This is a genomic window from Candidatus Pelagibacter bacterium nBUS_44, from assembly GCF_051200895.1.
Taxonomy (GTDB): domain Bacteria; phylum Pseudomonadota; class Alphaproteobacteria; order Pelagibacterales; family Pelagibacteraceae; genus Pelagibacter.
The window spans coordinates 300,986-315,340 of sequence record NZ_CP172838.1 but is presented as its reverse complement, the minus strand read 5'-3'; the positions used below and the strand labels follow the sequence as shown (position 1 = coordinate 315,340).

Annotated in this window: 13 protein-coding genes and 1 pseudogene; 7 read left to right on the top strand and 7 right to left on the bottom strand. The window is 32.3% G+C overall.

What is annotated here, in order from left to right; translation table 11 throughout:
- Nucleotides 1–25: 25 nt before the first annotated feature.
- From ACIJYB_RS01675 to ACIJYB_RS01650, 6 genes and pseudogenes are all read right to left on the bottom strand, one after another.
- Nucleotides 26–880 carry an ABC transporter permease gene (locus ACIJYB_RS01675; RefSeq protein ID WP_435151612.1) on the bottom strand — a complete coding sequence of 285 codons (855 nt, stop codon included), beginning with the start codon at nucleotides 878–880 and terminating at the stop codon, nucleotides 26–28.
- Nucleotides 881–886: 6 nt separating this feature from the next.
- Complete coding sequence (locus ACIJYB_RS01670; RefSeq protein ID WP_435086535.1) at nucleotides 887–2,134, bottom strand: ABC transporter permease; 1,248 nt, start codon at nucleotides 2,132–2,134, stop codon at nucleotides 887–889.
- A gap of 69 nt (nucleotides 2,135–2,203) precedes the next feature.
- Entirely contained in the window at nucleotides 2,204–3,325 is a 1,122-nt protein-coding gene (locus ACIJYB_RS01665; RefSeq protein WP_435086533.1) for an extracellular solute-binding protein, read from the bottom strand.
- A 124-nt stretch (nucleotides 3,326–3,449) separates the two neighbouring features.
- A pseudogene (locus ACIJYB_RS01660) lies at nucleotides 3,450–4,536 on the bottom strand (ABC transporter ATP-binding protein).
- Nucleotides 4,537–4,575: 39 nt separating this feature from the next.
- Entirely contained in the window at nucleotides 4,576–5,742 is a 1,167-nt protein-coding gene (locus tag ACIJYB_RS01655; protein WP_435151609.1) for a M24 family metallopeptidase, read from the bottom strand.
- Between the two features lie 4 nt (nucleotides 5,743–5,746).
- Nucleotides 5,747–6,490, bottom strand: a complete 744-nt coding sequence (locus ACIJYB_RS01650; protein WP_435151606.1) for a maleate cis-trans isomerase family protein — start codon at nucleotides 6,488–6,490, stop codon at nucleotides 5,747–5,749.
- A 60-nt stretch (nucleotides 6,491–6,550) separates the two neighbouring features.
- Here ACIJYB_RS01650 and ACIJYB_RS01645 point away from each other — a divergent pair, with 60 nt between their 5' ends.
- From ACIJYB_RS01645 to ACIJYB_RS01630, 4 genes are read left to right on the top strand one after another with little or no spacing between them, the layout of a single operon-like run.
- On the top strand, nucleotides 6,551–7,492 hold the full coding sequence (locus tag ACIJYB_RS01645; protein ID WP_435151604.1) for an NAD(P)-dependent oxidoreductase: 942 nt from the start codon (nucleotides 6,551–6,553) through the stop codon (nucleotides 7,490–7,492).
- Nucleotides 7,493–7,515: 23 nt separating this feature from the next.
- Entirely contained in the window at nucleotides 7,516–8,946 is a 1,431-nt protein-coding gene (locus tag ACIJYB_RS01640; protein ID WP_435151601.1) for an aldehyde dehydrogenase family protein, read from the top strand.
- Between the two features lie 3 nt (nucleotides 8,947–8,949).
- Complete coding sequence (locus ACIJYB_RS01635) at nucleotides 8,950–9,327, top strand: VOC family protein (protein WP_435151599.1); 378 nt, start codon at nucleotides 8,950–8,952, stop codon at nucleotides 9,325–9,327.
- A 1-nt stretch (nucleotide 9,328) separates the two neighbouring features.
- Nucleotides 9,329–9,970, top strand: a complete 642-nt coding sequence (locus tag ACIJYB_RS01630; RefSeq protein WP_435151596.1) for a glycerophosphodiester phosphodiesterase — start codon at nucleotides 9,329–9,331, stop codon at nucleotides 9,968–9,970.
- A 2-nt stretch (nucleotides 9,971–9,972) separates the two neighbouring features.
- Here ACIJYB_RS01630 and ACIJYB_RS01625 read toward each other — a convergent pair whose 3' ends face one another.
- Entirely contained in the window at nucleotides 9,973–11,097 is a 1,125-nt protein-coding gene (locus ACIJYB_RS01625) for a TauD/TfdA family dioxygenase (protein ID WP_435151594.1), read from the bottom strand.
- Between the two features lie 130 nt (nucleotides 11,098–11,227).
- On the opposite strand from ACIJYB_RS01625, the gene ACIJYB_RS01620 reads away from it, so the two are divergent.
- The 3 genes from ACIJYB_RS01620 (at nucleotide 11,228) to ACIJYB_RS01610 (ending at nucleotide 14,354) form a co-directional block, all read left to right on the top strand.
- On the top strand, nucleotides 11,228–12,244 hold the full coding sequence (locus ACIJYB_RS01620; protein WP_435151591.1) for a glycine betaine ABC transporter substrate-binding protein: 1,017 nt from the start codon (nucleotides 11,228–11,230) through the stop codon (nucleotides 12,242–12,244).
- A 233-nt stretch (nucleotides 12,245–12,477) separates the two neighbouring features.
- Entirely contained in the window at nucleotides 12,478–13,329 is an 852-nt protein-coding gene (locus ACIJYB_RS01615; RefSeq protein ID WP_435152505.1) for an ABC transporter permease, read from the top strand.
- Nucleotides 13,329–14,354: a quaternary amine ABC transporter ATP-binding protein gene (locus tag ACIJYB_RS01610; RefSeq protein WP_435151589.1), complete on the top strand. Its 1,026-nt coding sequence runs from the start codon at nucleotides 13,329–13,331 to the stop codon at nucleotides 14,352–14,354. The genes ACIJYB_RS01615 and ACIJYB_RS01610 overlap by 1 nt, the downstream gene beginning before the upstream one ends.
- Nucleotide 14,355: the final 1 nt, after the last annotated feature.

The window sequence follows — 14,355 nt, the reverse complement described above, 5'->3', positions numbered from 1 at the left end:
GAAAAAATATAATTAAGTAAATTAATTATCTATTAATTCCTCTTAGTCTCTCAGACCTTCTTCTTAAAAGCTCTGCACTAACCAAGATTAAAGTAGACATAATAATCAAACATGTCGCAACTGCCATAATAGTTGGGCTTAATTGTTCTCTTAATCCTACCCACATTTGAATTGGAATAGTAGTGTTTTCTAATCCAGCTAAAAATAGTACAACTACAACTTCATCAAATGAAGTCACAAAAGCAAACAAGGCTCCCGAAATAACCCCTGGCATAATTAATGGTAATGTAATTTTCATAAATGTGTTTACAGGATTACTTCCTAAACTTGCTGCAGCACGTGTTACACTATGATCAAAACCAGTTAATGTTGCAGTAACCGTGATTACTACAAATGGAGTTCCCAAGATTATATGTGATAATATAATTCCTGTATGAGTTGCGGCTAAGCCAACTTTTGCCATGAAGAAAAATATTGCTGTACCTGAAATGATTAAAGGAACAATCATGGGTGAAATTAGTAAAGCCATGAATGCAGCTTTATATGGCATATATCTACTGCTTAAACCTAATGCAGCTACAGTTCCAAGAATAGTTGATCCAATTGTTGCAAAGAAAGCAATAATTAAACTATTTTTAGTAGCGAGCCCCCATGGGTTTTTAGTCCCATAAATCATATCTTCGTACCATCTTAGAGAGAACCCTTCAGGATCAAGCGCTAACATTTTTGCAGAAAAGTGAATGTATTGCTCAGCATTAAATGAAAGTGGTAATATTACAAATAATGGTGCTATCAAAAAGAAGAAAACTAAACCGCAAAAGAACAAGTATGTGTAATGCCAAATTCTGTAATTCAATTGCGTATGTTTTGGTAATGCCATAAAAATCTATCCTAATTTAATATTATCTATTCCAACAAGTTTGTTATAAATCCAATAAATGGTAAGTACTCCAACTAGCAGCATAGTTCCAAGGGCAGATGCAAACGCCCAGTCTAGTGAACTCTTCATATGATAAGCAATTGTATTACTAATTAATGATCCACTTGCTCCTCCTACTAATGCAGGGGTAATGTAATATCCTATTGCTAAAATAAATACTAATAAACATCCAGCACCAATTCCAGGAATTGTTAATGGAAAATAAATTTTAACAAAAGATACAAGTGGTGTGCCACCTAATGATTTTCCAGCTCTCATCAAACTAGGAGATATAGTTTTCATTACGCTATACAATGGTAAAACCATAAAAGGTAATAATATTTGTGTCATTGCAACAAAAGTCCCTATTACATTATACATCAGCTCTGGCCTGTTATCATCGGCGGCTAAGCCAATCCAAACAATTAAATCATTTATGGGTCCCTGCTGTTGAAGTAATACCATCCAACTAGAAGTTCTTACTAATAAGGATGTCCAAAATGGTAGTAGCACGCAAATCATTAGTAAATTACTGTATTTCATAGGTAGTGTCGCTAATAAGTGTGATATTGGATAAGCAAGAATAAAGCAGAATATGGTAACCCAAAAAGCTACGTTTAATGTTCTTAGCCATAAAGTTTTATGTATTCTTCTATCCTCTGGAACTTGAATTATATTTCTATCTTGATCAAATTTTCTATCTATACCTTTTAAATATTTGGCATAAGACCAGTTTGGAGCTGTATTTTTTAGAGCTACCAAGTATTCACTTTCACCCCATCTTTTATGAACTTTGATAAATTGCTCTTTATAATTACCTTCTTCAAATTTATTAATTTTTCTAACTGTCTTTTTAATTAAGCTACTAAAGCCACCTTTTTCATAATTTAATCTAGCTATAATTTTACCGTAGGTTTTAGTTTTCTTTAAATAAGATAAATCCTCATAAAGACCTTTGTAAACTGGCTCTTCAGGCAAATCTTGGCCATCCCATTTTTCCATTGCGGCAAATGTCTTAGGAAGCATTTTAGTGATCATTCGATCATCAACACTTCTAAAGAGCATATCTCCAATTGGAAATATATAAATTATTAAAATAAATAAAAACAATGGAGCAACGAGAGCAACAGCTTTGAGTTTATTTTTTCGTTCAGCTTTTTTTAAGCTAACCTCTAAAGGTAATCCGTCAGATGATAATATTTGTTCTTTGCTCATAATAAAAAAGGGCAGTTATAAATAACTGCCCTTTCAATATAGTATAAAATATTAATCTATAAAACTAAATTATAGACCAGCTTTCATAGCTTCCCATTTTTCACCAATTTCGTCTTGGTTATCTGCCCAAAACTCAGGGTTCATAAGGATATATCTTTTTGTGTTAGCAGGTGCTGTTGGCATATGTGGTACCATGTTAGTCTTACCATCTTTAAACCAAGGCTCTCCAGCTTCCATAACTGCGATTGAAGATTTTCTCCAAGGCGCGTATGCAATGTACTTAGCACTTCCAGCTAAACCTTCTGAGCTAGTCATTTCTCTAAGTACTTTCAAAGCTGAACCGTCAGCGTAACCTGGACCGTCTTTAACTAATGCAAAGTATTCATAGTCAAGAATTTGTCCATCCCATACTTGTACAAGTGGAGTTCCTTCCATTTGCGCATTAAAGAATCTACCATTCCAACCAGTAGCCATTACTACTTCACCGTTAGCAAGTAGTTCTGGTGGTTGAGCTCCAGCATTCCAGAATACACATCCGCCATTTGGATCTTCACATAAAGCTTTAAGTTTGTTCATAGCTCTATCAATTCCACCATCAGCATCAAGTTTTCTGTAAGTTAAGTCAGAACCTTTACCAGGGTTTACACCGTCTGCAGTGATAGCAATTTCTAAGTTAGACATTGCACCTTTGTAAAGAGCTCTCTTACCAGGGAACTTTTTAGTGTTAAAAAAATCTTTCAATGTGCTTGGTTTTTTATCACCAATTGTTGCATCATTGTAAGCATAGTTCCAAGAGTACAGAATGTTTCCAACTGCACATTTTGAAGGCATACTAGTAAAGAAGTCTTGACTTGCAGGTGTTCCATCTGGAGCAGGTGCGAAGTCTTTGTCAAAATCGAATTCATGGAAAATACCTTCGTCACATCCAACGATAGTATCTTTTGCGTACACATCGATAATGTCCCAAGTTATTTTTCCAGCTTCTTTTTGAGCTTTAATTTCTGATAATCCACCAGTGTAATCTACCCAGTTTACAGGTATTCCAAGTTTCGCTGCTGTAGGATCACCGTAACCCAATTTTTGTGACTCTGTGTAAGCTCCACCCCAAGACACTACAGTAACTGCAAATGCTGAAGTTGTTACAGAAAGCACAAAAGAAAGAGCAAGTAATAATTTACTTATTTTTTTCATGTATTCTCCTATTTAACGTTAACGTTTTTATTTTATAAAGTGATACTAAAACAATATAGAATAGCTTAGTCAACAGCTGATTATGGCTATTTTGTCTTATATTTATTGGGAATAATTTCAGTGATTACTTAGGATCTAAAGCTCTGCAGTCGACACTGTTCCAGCCAATATTAATTTCTTTGCCTGCTTTGATATCCATTCTGCTTGAACTATTTGGAACTTTTAGAATAAATTGATTATTACCTAATAGATCTACTCTTAATCTTGTGTGGTCACCGTGATATATTACTTCTTCAATTTTACCTTTGTGATTGTTATCCATTTTAGTTTCTGGATCAATCAATGCTCTTTCAGGTCTAAGAGATATTGTAGTTTTGTCCCCTTTTGCTTTTGCAACAATTGGATTTGCTAAAATTTCTGAACCTGAAGTTAGTTTAACTTTGCATTTATCACCCGAAACATCAGATACTTCTCCTGCAAAAGTATTGTTTTCTCCAATGAACTCTGCAACAAAAGAATTAACAGGTCTCTCATATAATTCATCAGGACTAGAAAGTTGTTGAACTTTTCCGTCATTAAAAACCGCAATTCTATTAGACATCGTCAAAGCTTCAGTTTGATCGTGTGTTACGTATACAACTGTTACACCAATGCTTTCGTGAATATGTTTAATTTCATACTGCATGCTTTCTCTTAAATTTTTATCCAAGGCACCAAGAGGTTCATCCATCAAAACTAATTGTGGATCAAACACTAACGATCTTGCGACAGCTACCCTTTGTTGTTGTCCGCCAGATAATTGCATTGGCATTCTAGCTTCAAAGCCTTGAAGCGATACCATTGATAATGCTTTATCAACTTTTTTATCAGCTTCATCTTTTGGAATTTTTCTTACTCTTAATGGGAATGCTAAGTTTTCATAAACTGTCATATGGGGAAACAAAGCATAGTTTTGAAATACCATTCCTATTCCTCTTTTGTGAGGTGGAATATCTGAGATAACTTTATTATCTAAATAAATTTGTCCGTTAGTTGGGGTTTCAAATCCAGCTAACATCATTAAGCAAGTTGTTTTACCAGAACCCGATGGCCCAAGCATCGTTACAAACTCACCTTCAGCAATATCTAAATCTAAACCTTTAACAACAAGTTGCTTACCGTCATAACTTTTATCAACATTCTCAGAATCTTACAAAGTGATCATTACCCATACGACTTTAAAACATTTGTTAGATTGATAATCAAGTAATTTATTTAATATGCAATTCTTTGCTCATATTACAAAATAATTCGCTTCCATTCTCTGTAACTCTGATAGCTTCGGATGCTTCTACGCCCCAATCTCCAAACTGCATTACTGCGATCATATGAAAACAAACATTTGGTTCTAGGACAGTCATATCTCCTTTATATATATTAAGAGTATGTTCTCCCCAATCAGGTGGATAGCCAATTCCAATTGAATAACCAGTTCTAGATTTTTTATCTATTCCATATTTATCCAATATTCCCCAAAATGCTTGAGCAACATCATCAGCTGTATTTCCAGGTTTTATCGCGCTAATTCCAGTTTCTAGTGCTTCAATAGTTTTTTTCATAGTATCAATTTTTAATTGATCGGGTTTTCCAAGTAATACTGTTCTTGCCATTGGTGCATGATACCTTTTGTAAACCCCTGATAATTCAATAATGGTAGCCTCACCTTCTACAAATTTATCTTGGTTAGCTGTTAAATGTGAAGCTGAAGTTCCTTTTCCTGTTGGAAGTAAAGTTGCAATACTTGAATACTCTCCCCCAAACTCTTTTGTTCCATAAAATAATGATTTTTGAATTTCCCCAACTGCATCACATTGTCTAACGCCAGGATTAATCACTTCCATTGCAGTCTTCATTCCTTTTTGAGATATTAATGCGGCAGATTTCATATAGCCAATTTCAGCATCAGATTTTACTAATCTTGCCCAATTAACAAGTCTATCGCTGTCTACAATTTTAGCATTTGGTAAACCTTGTTTAATTTTTTCGTGACAAAAAGCTGTATAATAATGAGCATCCATTTCTACACCCACAGAAAGTTTATCCCACTTTCTTTCTTTAATTATCTGAACCAGATAATCATAAGGGTGCTTTGGCCACGTATGAATATAATTTTCATCATAAACAATAATATTTTCATTTTTTAAATATGTTTTGATATATGCTCCACCTGCATCTTGTGCTCTTACAAAGCATAATGGTTCTTCAGCATCAACATGGACTATTGCACATTGAGCATAATAAAATGACCACGCATCATAACCCGTTAAGTAATTTAAATTATTTGTATCATGTGAGATTAATAGTTCGATGCCTTTTTCGTGCATCATTTTTTGAACTTTTTTTAATCTTTGTTGATATTCTTCTTTTGTAAAATCCATAGATTTAATTCTTAAATAATTTTCCAAAACCTTCAATTGAATCTTTTTTTCCAATTGACTGTAGTGTGTCCCAAATTAGAACTTGATTACTAGATAAAACTACTTTGTTTAATTTTTTTTCAAGTTTTTCAATAATGGATAAGGCTGGTAATGCTGTACAAGAAATAAAAAGTGCTTCTGCATCTCCTAAATCCATTTTTGATAAAGTTTCATATAGGTAATCTTCATCAACTTTACCAATATCCAAATCACTTAAAATATCAAAGTAAGCATTTGAAGAAATTTCAAAGTTTTCACTTTTAAAATAATCAATTACCTCATCATTTAAAACTTTTGAATAAGGAGTGAAGATTGCAATTTTTTTTACTTTCATTTTTTTTAAAGCATTAATTGCGGCTGTGCTTGGTGTGGTAACTTCTGCTTCCGGTTTAGCTATATTAACCTTTTTTTTAATATTTTCGTAGCCAGCAGCGATAGTTCCTGAAGTACATCCATAAACTACACAATCTAATTTCTCGTTAGGTAAAATATCCTCTGATATCTCTGTAACAGTACTAGACATCTTTATTAAATTCTCACTTGTTAAAGGAAAATAACAATGAATCCTGTTAACAAAAAAATCTATGTTTTGATCTTTAATGACACTTATAAAATCTTTCTCTATTCTAAAATCAGTAGCTAATGCGATTAATCCTACTCTTGGATTCGATAGATTTGTATATTTAGGTTCAATTTTTACAGAGTGCATAAATTTAAAAACAAATATAACATTAGTGTCTAAATATTCATCAAAATTAAGGAGATATTAATGAAGGTTGGTTTTATTGGTTTGGGAAATGTTGGAGGCAAGCTAGCAGGTAGTTTGTTGAGAAATAACTTTGATTTAACAGTAAGGGATTTAGATGAAAATCTTACGAAATCATTTAAAGATTTGGGTGCCAAGGTTGCAAATTCAGCAAAAGAACTTGCTGAAAAAGTTGATTTAATTATCACATGTTTACCCTCTCCTAGAATATGTGCTGAGGTTATGGAAGCTGATGATGGTGTAATCAACGGATTATCTGAAAATAAAATATGGTTAGAAATGAGCACGACTGATGAAGCTGAAATCAAAAGAATTAGTAAAAAAATAATTGTAAAAAAAGCAATTCCATTAGATGGACCTGTAAGTGGAGGATGTCATAGAGCTGCTACAGGTAATATTGCAATTTTTGTTGGTGGATCAAGAAAAGCATTTGATAAAATTTTACCTGCATTAACAGTTATGGGTAGAAAGATATTGCATACTGGAGAATTAGGTAGTGCTACAATTTTAAAAGTTATAACTAATTATTTAGCATCCGTTCATCTAGTTGCTCTTGGTGAAGCATGGACTGTCGCTAAAAAATCAAATTTAGATCTTGCTAAAGCTTTTAAAGGAATTGCCGTCTCATCTGGAAACTCTTTTGTTCATGAAACTGAAAGCCAAGTTATCTTAAATGGTTCTTATAATATAAATTTTACAATGGATTTGGTATTGAAAGATACAGGTTTGTTTGATGATCTTGCAAAAAAATTAGGTGTTCCATTAGAGATTTCACCAAAAGTTGTTGAAATTTTTAAAGATGGTCAAAAAAAATATGGTTCAAGAGCCTGGTCATCAATGATTGTCAAAAGAATGGAAGATATTAACAAAATAGATTTTAGAGCAAATGGATTTCCGGAAGAGCTTACTGACAATGAGCCTGAAGAAAAAGGATATGAAATATAATTATTATGGTAAGTTAAGATTAAATGTTGGATAAAAGAAAATTCTATATTGATGGTAAATGGGTAAACCCATATAAAAAGAATGATTATGAGGTAATCAATCCTTGTAATGAAGATCCGTTTGCAGTGATTTCTTTAGGCTCAAAAGAAGATACTGATCTAGCAGTCAAGTCAGCTCAAATTGCGTTTGAGACTTGGAAAGAAACTACTAAAGATGAACGAATTAATTATTTGGAAAAATTACTGTCAGTTTATAAAAAAAGATTTGGAGAAATGGCTGAAGCTATTTCTTTAGAAATGGGAGCTCCCATGGATTGGTCAAGTGATGTTCAAACAGCATCAGGTCAAGCTCACTTAGAAGATTTTATTTTAAGATTAAAAGATTTTCAATTTGATGAACACTTTGATAAAAAATCTAACAACCATATTTATTATGAACCTATTGGAATTTGTGGATTAATTACTCCATGGAACTGGCCTATTAATCAAATAGCGCTTAAGGTAGTCCCAGCTTTTGCAACAGGTTGTACTATGATTTTAAAACCTTCAGAAATCGCACCTATCTCAGGCATGTTGTTTGCTGAAATGATTGATGAAGTCGGGTTTCCAAAAGGTGTTTTTAATTTAGTAAACGGAGATGGGGCTGGTGTTGGTTCAGAGATTTCTAGTCATCCTGATATTGATATGGTTTCTTTTACGGGCTCTACAAGAGCTGGGAGATTAATTTCAAAAAATGCAGCAGATACCATCAAAAGAGTTTGTTTAGAGCTAGGTGGTAAAGGTGGAAATATTGTTTTTGCTGACAGTTATAAAGATGCTGTAAGAGATGGTATTCGAAATGTAATGAGCAATTCTGGTCAATCTTGTGACGCTCCAACAAGAATGTTAGTTGAAAAATCTATTTATGAAAGAGCTGTCAAAGATGCGGTTGATGAAGCAAATAAAATCCAAGTTAATCAAGCTTCAAAAAAAGGTGATCACATTGGTCCAGTAATTTCAAAAACACAATATGAAAAAATTATTAGTTTAATAGAAAGTGGAATTTCAGAAGGAGCAACATTAGCTGCGGGTGGACCTGAACTCCCCGATGGACTAAACAAAGGTTACTTTATTAAACCTACAATATTTACTGACGTTACAAACGAAATGAGAATTGCTAAAGAGGAAATCTTTGGTCCGGTATTATCAATTATTCCATTTGATACTGAGGATGAAGCTATACAAATAGTTAATGACACCTCGTATGGTTTAGGAAATTACTTACAAACTGAGGATAAAGCTAAAGCTCACAGGGTTGCACAAAAATTAAGATCAGGATGTGTTTATATAAATGGTAATGCAGCAGATGCTGGAACTCCATTTGGTGGATATAGACAATCTGGAAATGGTCGCGAAGGTGGAGTGTGGGGTCTTGAAGAATTTCTTGAAGTAAAAACTGTTACAGGCTGGAAATAATTCATGATTGGCTTTGTAATGGTTGGCACTAACAATTTAGATAAAGCAATAAATTTTTACGACACTCTTCTTAATACAATTGAATTACAAAGGATTGTTACTAATGAAAAATATGCAGGTTATGGATTAAAAAACAAACCTGATAAAATTGAATTCTATGTGACTAACCCAGTCAATAAAGAAAAGGCAACCTTTGGAAATGGAACTCAAATATCATTTTTAGTTAAATCGAGAGATTTGGTAAATAATTTTTATAATACTGGAATAAAATTAGGTGGAAAAGATGAAGGCGCACCTGGTATTAGATCTGGAGATTATTATTGTTACTTTCGAGACCTAGATGGAAATAAAGTTTGTGCGTTTGCCGAAATAGATAACTAGAATGCATTTAATTCATAGAGGTTTAGTTAATAAAAATTTTAAAGAAAACCTTTTAAAATCATTCCAACAATCATTTAAAAAAGGTTATGGTATTGAAACAGATATTCACGCTACAAAAGATAATGAATTTATCTGTTTTCATGATTTCACATTAAAGAGAATTTTTAAAAAAAATTTAAGTGTTAAAAATCTAAATTATTCAAAAATAAATGAGATAAGCACTAAGGTAGGTAAACCAGTTCCTCTTTTAAAAGAGTTGCTTAAATCCGCAAATAATAAACATACTCTTTTCATTGAAATTAAACCAATATTTTCAAAATTTCTTTTGAAAAAACTTTTAAAGGAAACTTCAAAATTTACCAAGTGTGTGTTTATTTCTTTTAAGCATGAAAATATTTTCAAACTACAAAAAATTAAGAAAGACGCCAAAGTCGGTTTTTCTTTTTGCCCTCCTACAAGTTTAAAAGAAATCATAAAAAAATCGAATGACAAGAAGATTGATTGTCTAATATTAGATAAGTCTTATATTAAAAATGAAAAGATTCAGAATTTAAAAATCACAAAATATTATTATACAATAAGAACAAAGTCTGAATTTAACAAATTTAAGAGAAATAATAATTTAATATTTGAAAATTTATAAAATTATTTTTTTAGATAATTTAATCTTCCAATAATTTCATCTCGATCCATGTAGTATCCCTGCAAATGTCTATGACCTGAGTTTGGATCAAATTCAGTTCTACCATGCAAAAGTCTTCTATTGTTAAAAGAAAATATATCTCCTGGCTCTAACCTAAAATTAATTTGATATTTTTCATCATGTAAAAGGTTTCCAAATCGATGATGTGCTTTGTAGACTTTTTCCATTATTTCTGGGTTACAATCTAATGTATCCATTGTAGCAACACTAAATCTTATATCATTATAATCCCCATCTTTAGTTAGTGTTATAGCAGGAGAATGAAAGCTTCTGTGTGCTTCCTGAGTATAGTCTTTATCTTTAAATTTAAGCGGAACAGAAACTAAAGTATCAAATATTTCCTTTTCATTCTTTCTTAAGTAATCTGCAACAGCAAACGCATCTACTGCCGAAGAGTTTCCACCTTTAGCAGAATTTATTAAACAATGTAAAAATTGATAACCTGGAGGATTTTCAAACCATGGAAGATCCATATGATTTCGTAACGCATGTGCTGTATAAGCTGAATTATTTGGTTTAGGAATATTTATTACTTCAAATGGAGTTTTAAAAAAAGTTTCTCGTGTATGGCTAATTCTATTTAAAACCTTAAAAGCAGAATTTTGTTCTGTTGGTGCATTTTTAACAATTGCTATTCCTGTATAATGTAAAAGTTCTAACCATTTTATTAAACCTTCTTCTGAATTAATAATTTCTTCGTAATCAATTTCAATTGATTCTAAATTATTCTGTAATGAATTATCCCAAAGCTTGTATGGTGAAACATATGTAATTTTATTTTTTATTGTGTAGCAATTTTCTCTTAGCCATAAAGGATCATATGAACTTTTGTGATCACCTTCACTCCATTCTATTTCTAAAATTCCTTTATTATTAACATTATAATTTTTTGGCCTTATATCTGTTGAAACATTTAAGATGTTAAACATTCTATGGCGTGAATCTTTATCGTGTGCAGATGGACAATTGTCTCTTAACCATAAATAATTAAACTTACTTTCTTCGCCATCATCCCAAATAACTTTTAAATGGTCGGAATTTTCCTCTAGTTTTGAAATTGAGCTCATGAGCAATCATTATATATAAAGGGTGAAAATTCAACTCAATTTATAGTTGTAAACAAGATTCAACGCTTGTGTTTTGTCCTCATTCATTATTAAATCTTAATATTAAAACTTAACCTAAGGAGATAATTTAATGAAGTTTTTAAAGAAATTAGTTCTTTCAGCTTTCTTAGTATCATCGTTATTAGCAACTAGTGCTAATGCGGGTGATTGCAAAGCAAGATTGGGAGATTTTGACTGGAGTAGCGCAAATATTCATACTGCAATTACTACATTCATACTTGAAAAAGGATATGGATGTGAAGTTTCTGTAACTAAAGGAAGTACTACACCTATTATGGCTGCTCACTATGATGGTCAACTAGATGTGATTACTGAAGTTTGGTATGACAATATTATTGCAAATTATGAACCTCACGAAGCAGCAGGTACTATCAAAAATATTGGTGTTAACACTCCTGACTCTCAGCAAGCTTTTTACGTAGATAAAACTACTGCTGATAAATATAATTTAAAATCAGTTGAAGACATGAAAGATCCAAAAATAGCTGCGTTATTTAAAGATCCTGAAGACCCTTCAAAAGGTAGAATGACTAGCTGTATTTCAGGTTGGACTTGTTACACTGTAAACTTGGTTAAACAAAAAGAGTATGGTCTAGATAAATACTATACTAACTTTGACCCAGGTTCTGGTGGTGCTTTAGATGCTGCTATTGCAGGTGCTTTTGCTAAAAAGAAACCTATCTTTACATACTATTGGGCACCTACTGGCTTAATGGGTAAAGTTGATCTAGTTAGATTAACAGAACCTAAGTTTGTCAAAAAGTGTTGGGATGATATGTCTGTTGTTGTTGAAAAAATCAAAGCAGAAGGACCAGAAGCATATACAAAATCTTGTGCATGTGAATATAGAGATATGGCATTAACTAAATCTGTATTAACTAAATGGGCCGCTGCTCATCCTGCAGAAACTAAGTTCTTATCTGAGTACTCAATTCCTACTGCTACAGTTAATAAAATGTTGGCCTTCTACGAAGATGAGTCAGATGGTGATATGGAATTAACTGCTAAAGAATACTTAAAATCAGAAACAGCTTGGACTTCTTGGGTTCCTGCTGATGTTGCTAAAAAAGTAAAAGCAGCACTTTAATTTTAAGATAAAATAATTTGAGAGAGCCCTTCGGGGCTCTTTCTTTAAATTAAAAAATCAACCATATGTTCAAAGATAAAAAAAATATATTTAACCTAGGATTGTTAGGAATTTTTATATGGTTATTAATTACAAGTTACAGTTCATCAAAAAGAAAACCTGAAACTATAGGAGAATTGTTTAAAGATTTTTCGTGGTTAAGTGATTGGCCTAAATGGTTAGATTTACCACTAATGCCATGGATTAATAAGATGTTTAAAGCACTTAATGAAAATTATGGTTTTATTTTTGAGGCGATAAATAATTTTTTACTTGCGATGTTGATGGGACTAAAAAACTTTTTAGTTCAAGCGCCATGGCCTTTAGTAATTATCGGTGTTGTAATACTTGCTTACTTTGCCAGTGGGAAAAAAATAAAAACTACTGTTGCAGTTGGCTTTTGTACTTTCTTTATTGGATTTTTACACCCAAGATTTTGGGATAAAGCAATTGAAACAACTTCAATTATGCTAATAAGTATATTTTTATGTCTAGTTATTGGTGTTCCAATCGGAATATGGATGTCTAGAGCTAATAGAGTTAGGGAAAAAATTCTTCCCATATTAGATTTAATGCAAACAATACCGGCTTTTGTGTATTTGATACCAGGAATAATGTTATTTGGATTAGGTGCAGTCCCAGCAATTATTGCAACTTTTATTTATGCAGTTCCTCCATTGGTTAGATTAACGGACCTAGGTATTAGACTAGTTGATACTGAGGTGACAGAAGCTGCAGATGCTTTTGGTGCTTCAAAAAAACAAAAATTATGGGGAGTTCAAATTCCATTAGCACTACCTAATATTATGCAAGGAATTAACCAATGTACAATGATGGCTTTATCTATGGTGGTTATAGCGTCAATGATTGGAACTAGAGGTTTGGGCGATGAAGTTCTTTTAGGTCTTCAACAATTGAATGTAGGTAGAGCTGCAGAAGCAGGAATTGCAATTGTATTACTTGCTATTGTGTTAGATAGAATTACTCAATCATATGGAGAGACACTTCAAGAAAAAAACTCTCCAACTAAAAAAGAAAAAAAATAATGTCAAAAATAGAAATTAATAACATATATAAAATTTTTGGTAACAAGCCTCAGACTGTAATGCCCATGGTTAAGAATGGAGCTACAAAAGAGGATATTTTAGAACAAACTGGCCATACAGTAGGATTGGATAATGTTTCATTAAAAATAGAAGAAGGCGAAACTTTTGTGTGCATGGGATTGTCTGGTTCAGGAAAGTCTACATTGATTAGGCACATAAACAGATTAATTGATCCAACAGAAGGAGAAATTCATATAGATGGCACCAATATTATGAATTGTAATCCAGAACAGCTAATAGATTGGAGAAGAAATCGAATTAGTATGGTCTTTCAAAGATTTGGTTTATTTCCACACAAAACCGTAATGCAAAATGTTGGCTATGGATTGGAGATGCAGGGTAAAACTGAGGAAGAAAGAGATAAAATTGCAATGGAAAAGATTGATGATGTCGGTCTAAATGGTTTTGAAAATCAATTTCCAAACCAACTATCTGGTGGAATGCAACAACGTGTTGGCTTAGCAAGAGCTTTAGCAACAAACTCCGACATTATGTTAATGGATGAAGCATTTAGTGCATTAGATCCCTTGATTAGAAGTGACATGCAAAAACAATTGATTGATCTTCAATCAGAATTAAAAAAAACAATAATATTTATTACTCATGACCTTGATGAATCCTTAAGGCTTGGAGATCACATAGGAATATTAAATGCCGGAAAATTAGTCCAGGTTGGAACACCAGTGGACATAATAATGAAACCAGCTGATGATTACGTAAAAGCTTTTGTTAAAGACGTAAATAGAGCAAAAGTAATAAAAGCAAAAATAATCATGAAAAATGCTAATGAAGTAAATAATATTGATAAATCAAATTTAGTTAAAGTGCAGGAAGACCAGTTTATTGAAGAGTTTTTACCTCAAATCGTTTGTACTAATGCAAACTGCGAAGTAGTTGATAAGAGTGGAAATGTTAAAGGATATATAACTAATAAAGAACTTCAATCATCTTTAACAAAGTCATAGT

What these genes read in the sequence shown, in the direction of transcription:
- ACIJYB_RS01650 (WP_435151606.1), bottom strand. Translation starts at nt 6,490, where the DNA reads ATGCACTCTGTAAAAATTGAACCTAAATATACAAATCTATCGAATCCA.
- ACIJYB_RS01670 (WP_435086535.1), bottom strand. Translation starts at nt 2,134, where the DNA reads ATGAGCAAAGAACAAATATTATCATCTGACGGATTACCTTTAGAGGTT.
- ACIJYB_RS01620 (WP_435151591.1), top strand. Translation starts at nt 11,228, where the DNA reads ATGAAGTTTTTAAAGAAATTAGTTCTTTCAGCTTTCTTAGTATCATCG.
- ACIJYB_RS01610 (WP_435151589.1), top strand. Translation starts at nt 13,329, where the DNA reads ATGTCAAAAATAGAAATTAATAACATATATAAAATTTTTGGTAACAAG.
- ACIJYB_RS01615 (WP_435152505.1), top strand. Translation starts at nt 12,478, where the DNA reads ATGCCATGGATTAATAAGATGTTTAAAGCACTTAATGAAAATTATGGT.
- ACIJYB_RS01630 (WP_435151596.1), top strand. Translation starts at nt 9,329, where the DNA reads ATGCATTTAATTCATAGAGGTTTAGTTAATAAAAATTTTAAAGAAAAC.
- ACIJYB_RS01625 (WP_435151594.1), bottom strand. Translation starts at nt 11,097, where the DNA reads ATGAGCTCAATTTCAAAACTAGAGGAAAATTCCGACCATTTAAAAGTT.
- ACIJYB_RS01640 (WP_435151601.1), top strand. Translation starts at nt 7,516, where the DNA reads ATGTTGGATAAAAGAAAATTCTATATTGATGGTAAATGGGTAAACCCA.
- ACIJYB_RS01645 (WP_435151604.1), top strand. Translation starts at nt 6,551, where the DNA reads ATGAAGGTTGGTTTTATTGGTTTGGGAAATGTTGGAGGCAAGCTAGCA.
- ACIJYB_RS01635 (WP_435151599.1), top strand. Translation starts at nt 8,950, where the DNA reads ATGATTGGCTTTGTAATGGTTGGCACTAACAATTTAGATAAAGCAATA.
- ACIJYB_RS01655 (WP_435151609.1), bottom strand. Translation starts at nt 5,742, where the DNA reads ATGGATTTTACAAAAGAAGAATATCAACAAAGATTAAAAAAAGTTCAA.
- ACIJYB_RS01665 (WP_435086533.1), bottom strand. Translation starts at nt 3,325, where the DNA reads ATGAAAAAAATAAGTAAATTATTACTTGCTCTTTCTTTTGTGCTTTCT.
- ACIJYB_RS01675 (WP_435151612.1), bottom strand. Translation starts at nt 880, where the DNA reads ATGGCATTACCAAAACATACGCAATTGAATTACAGAATTTGGCATTAC.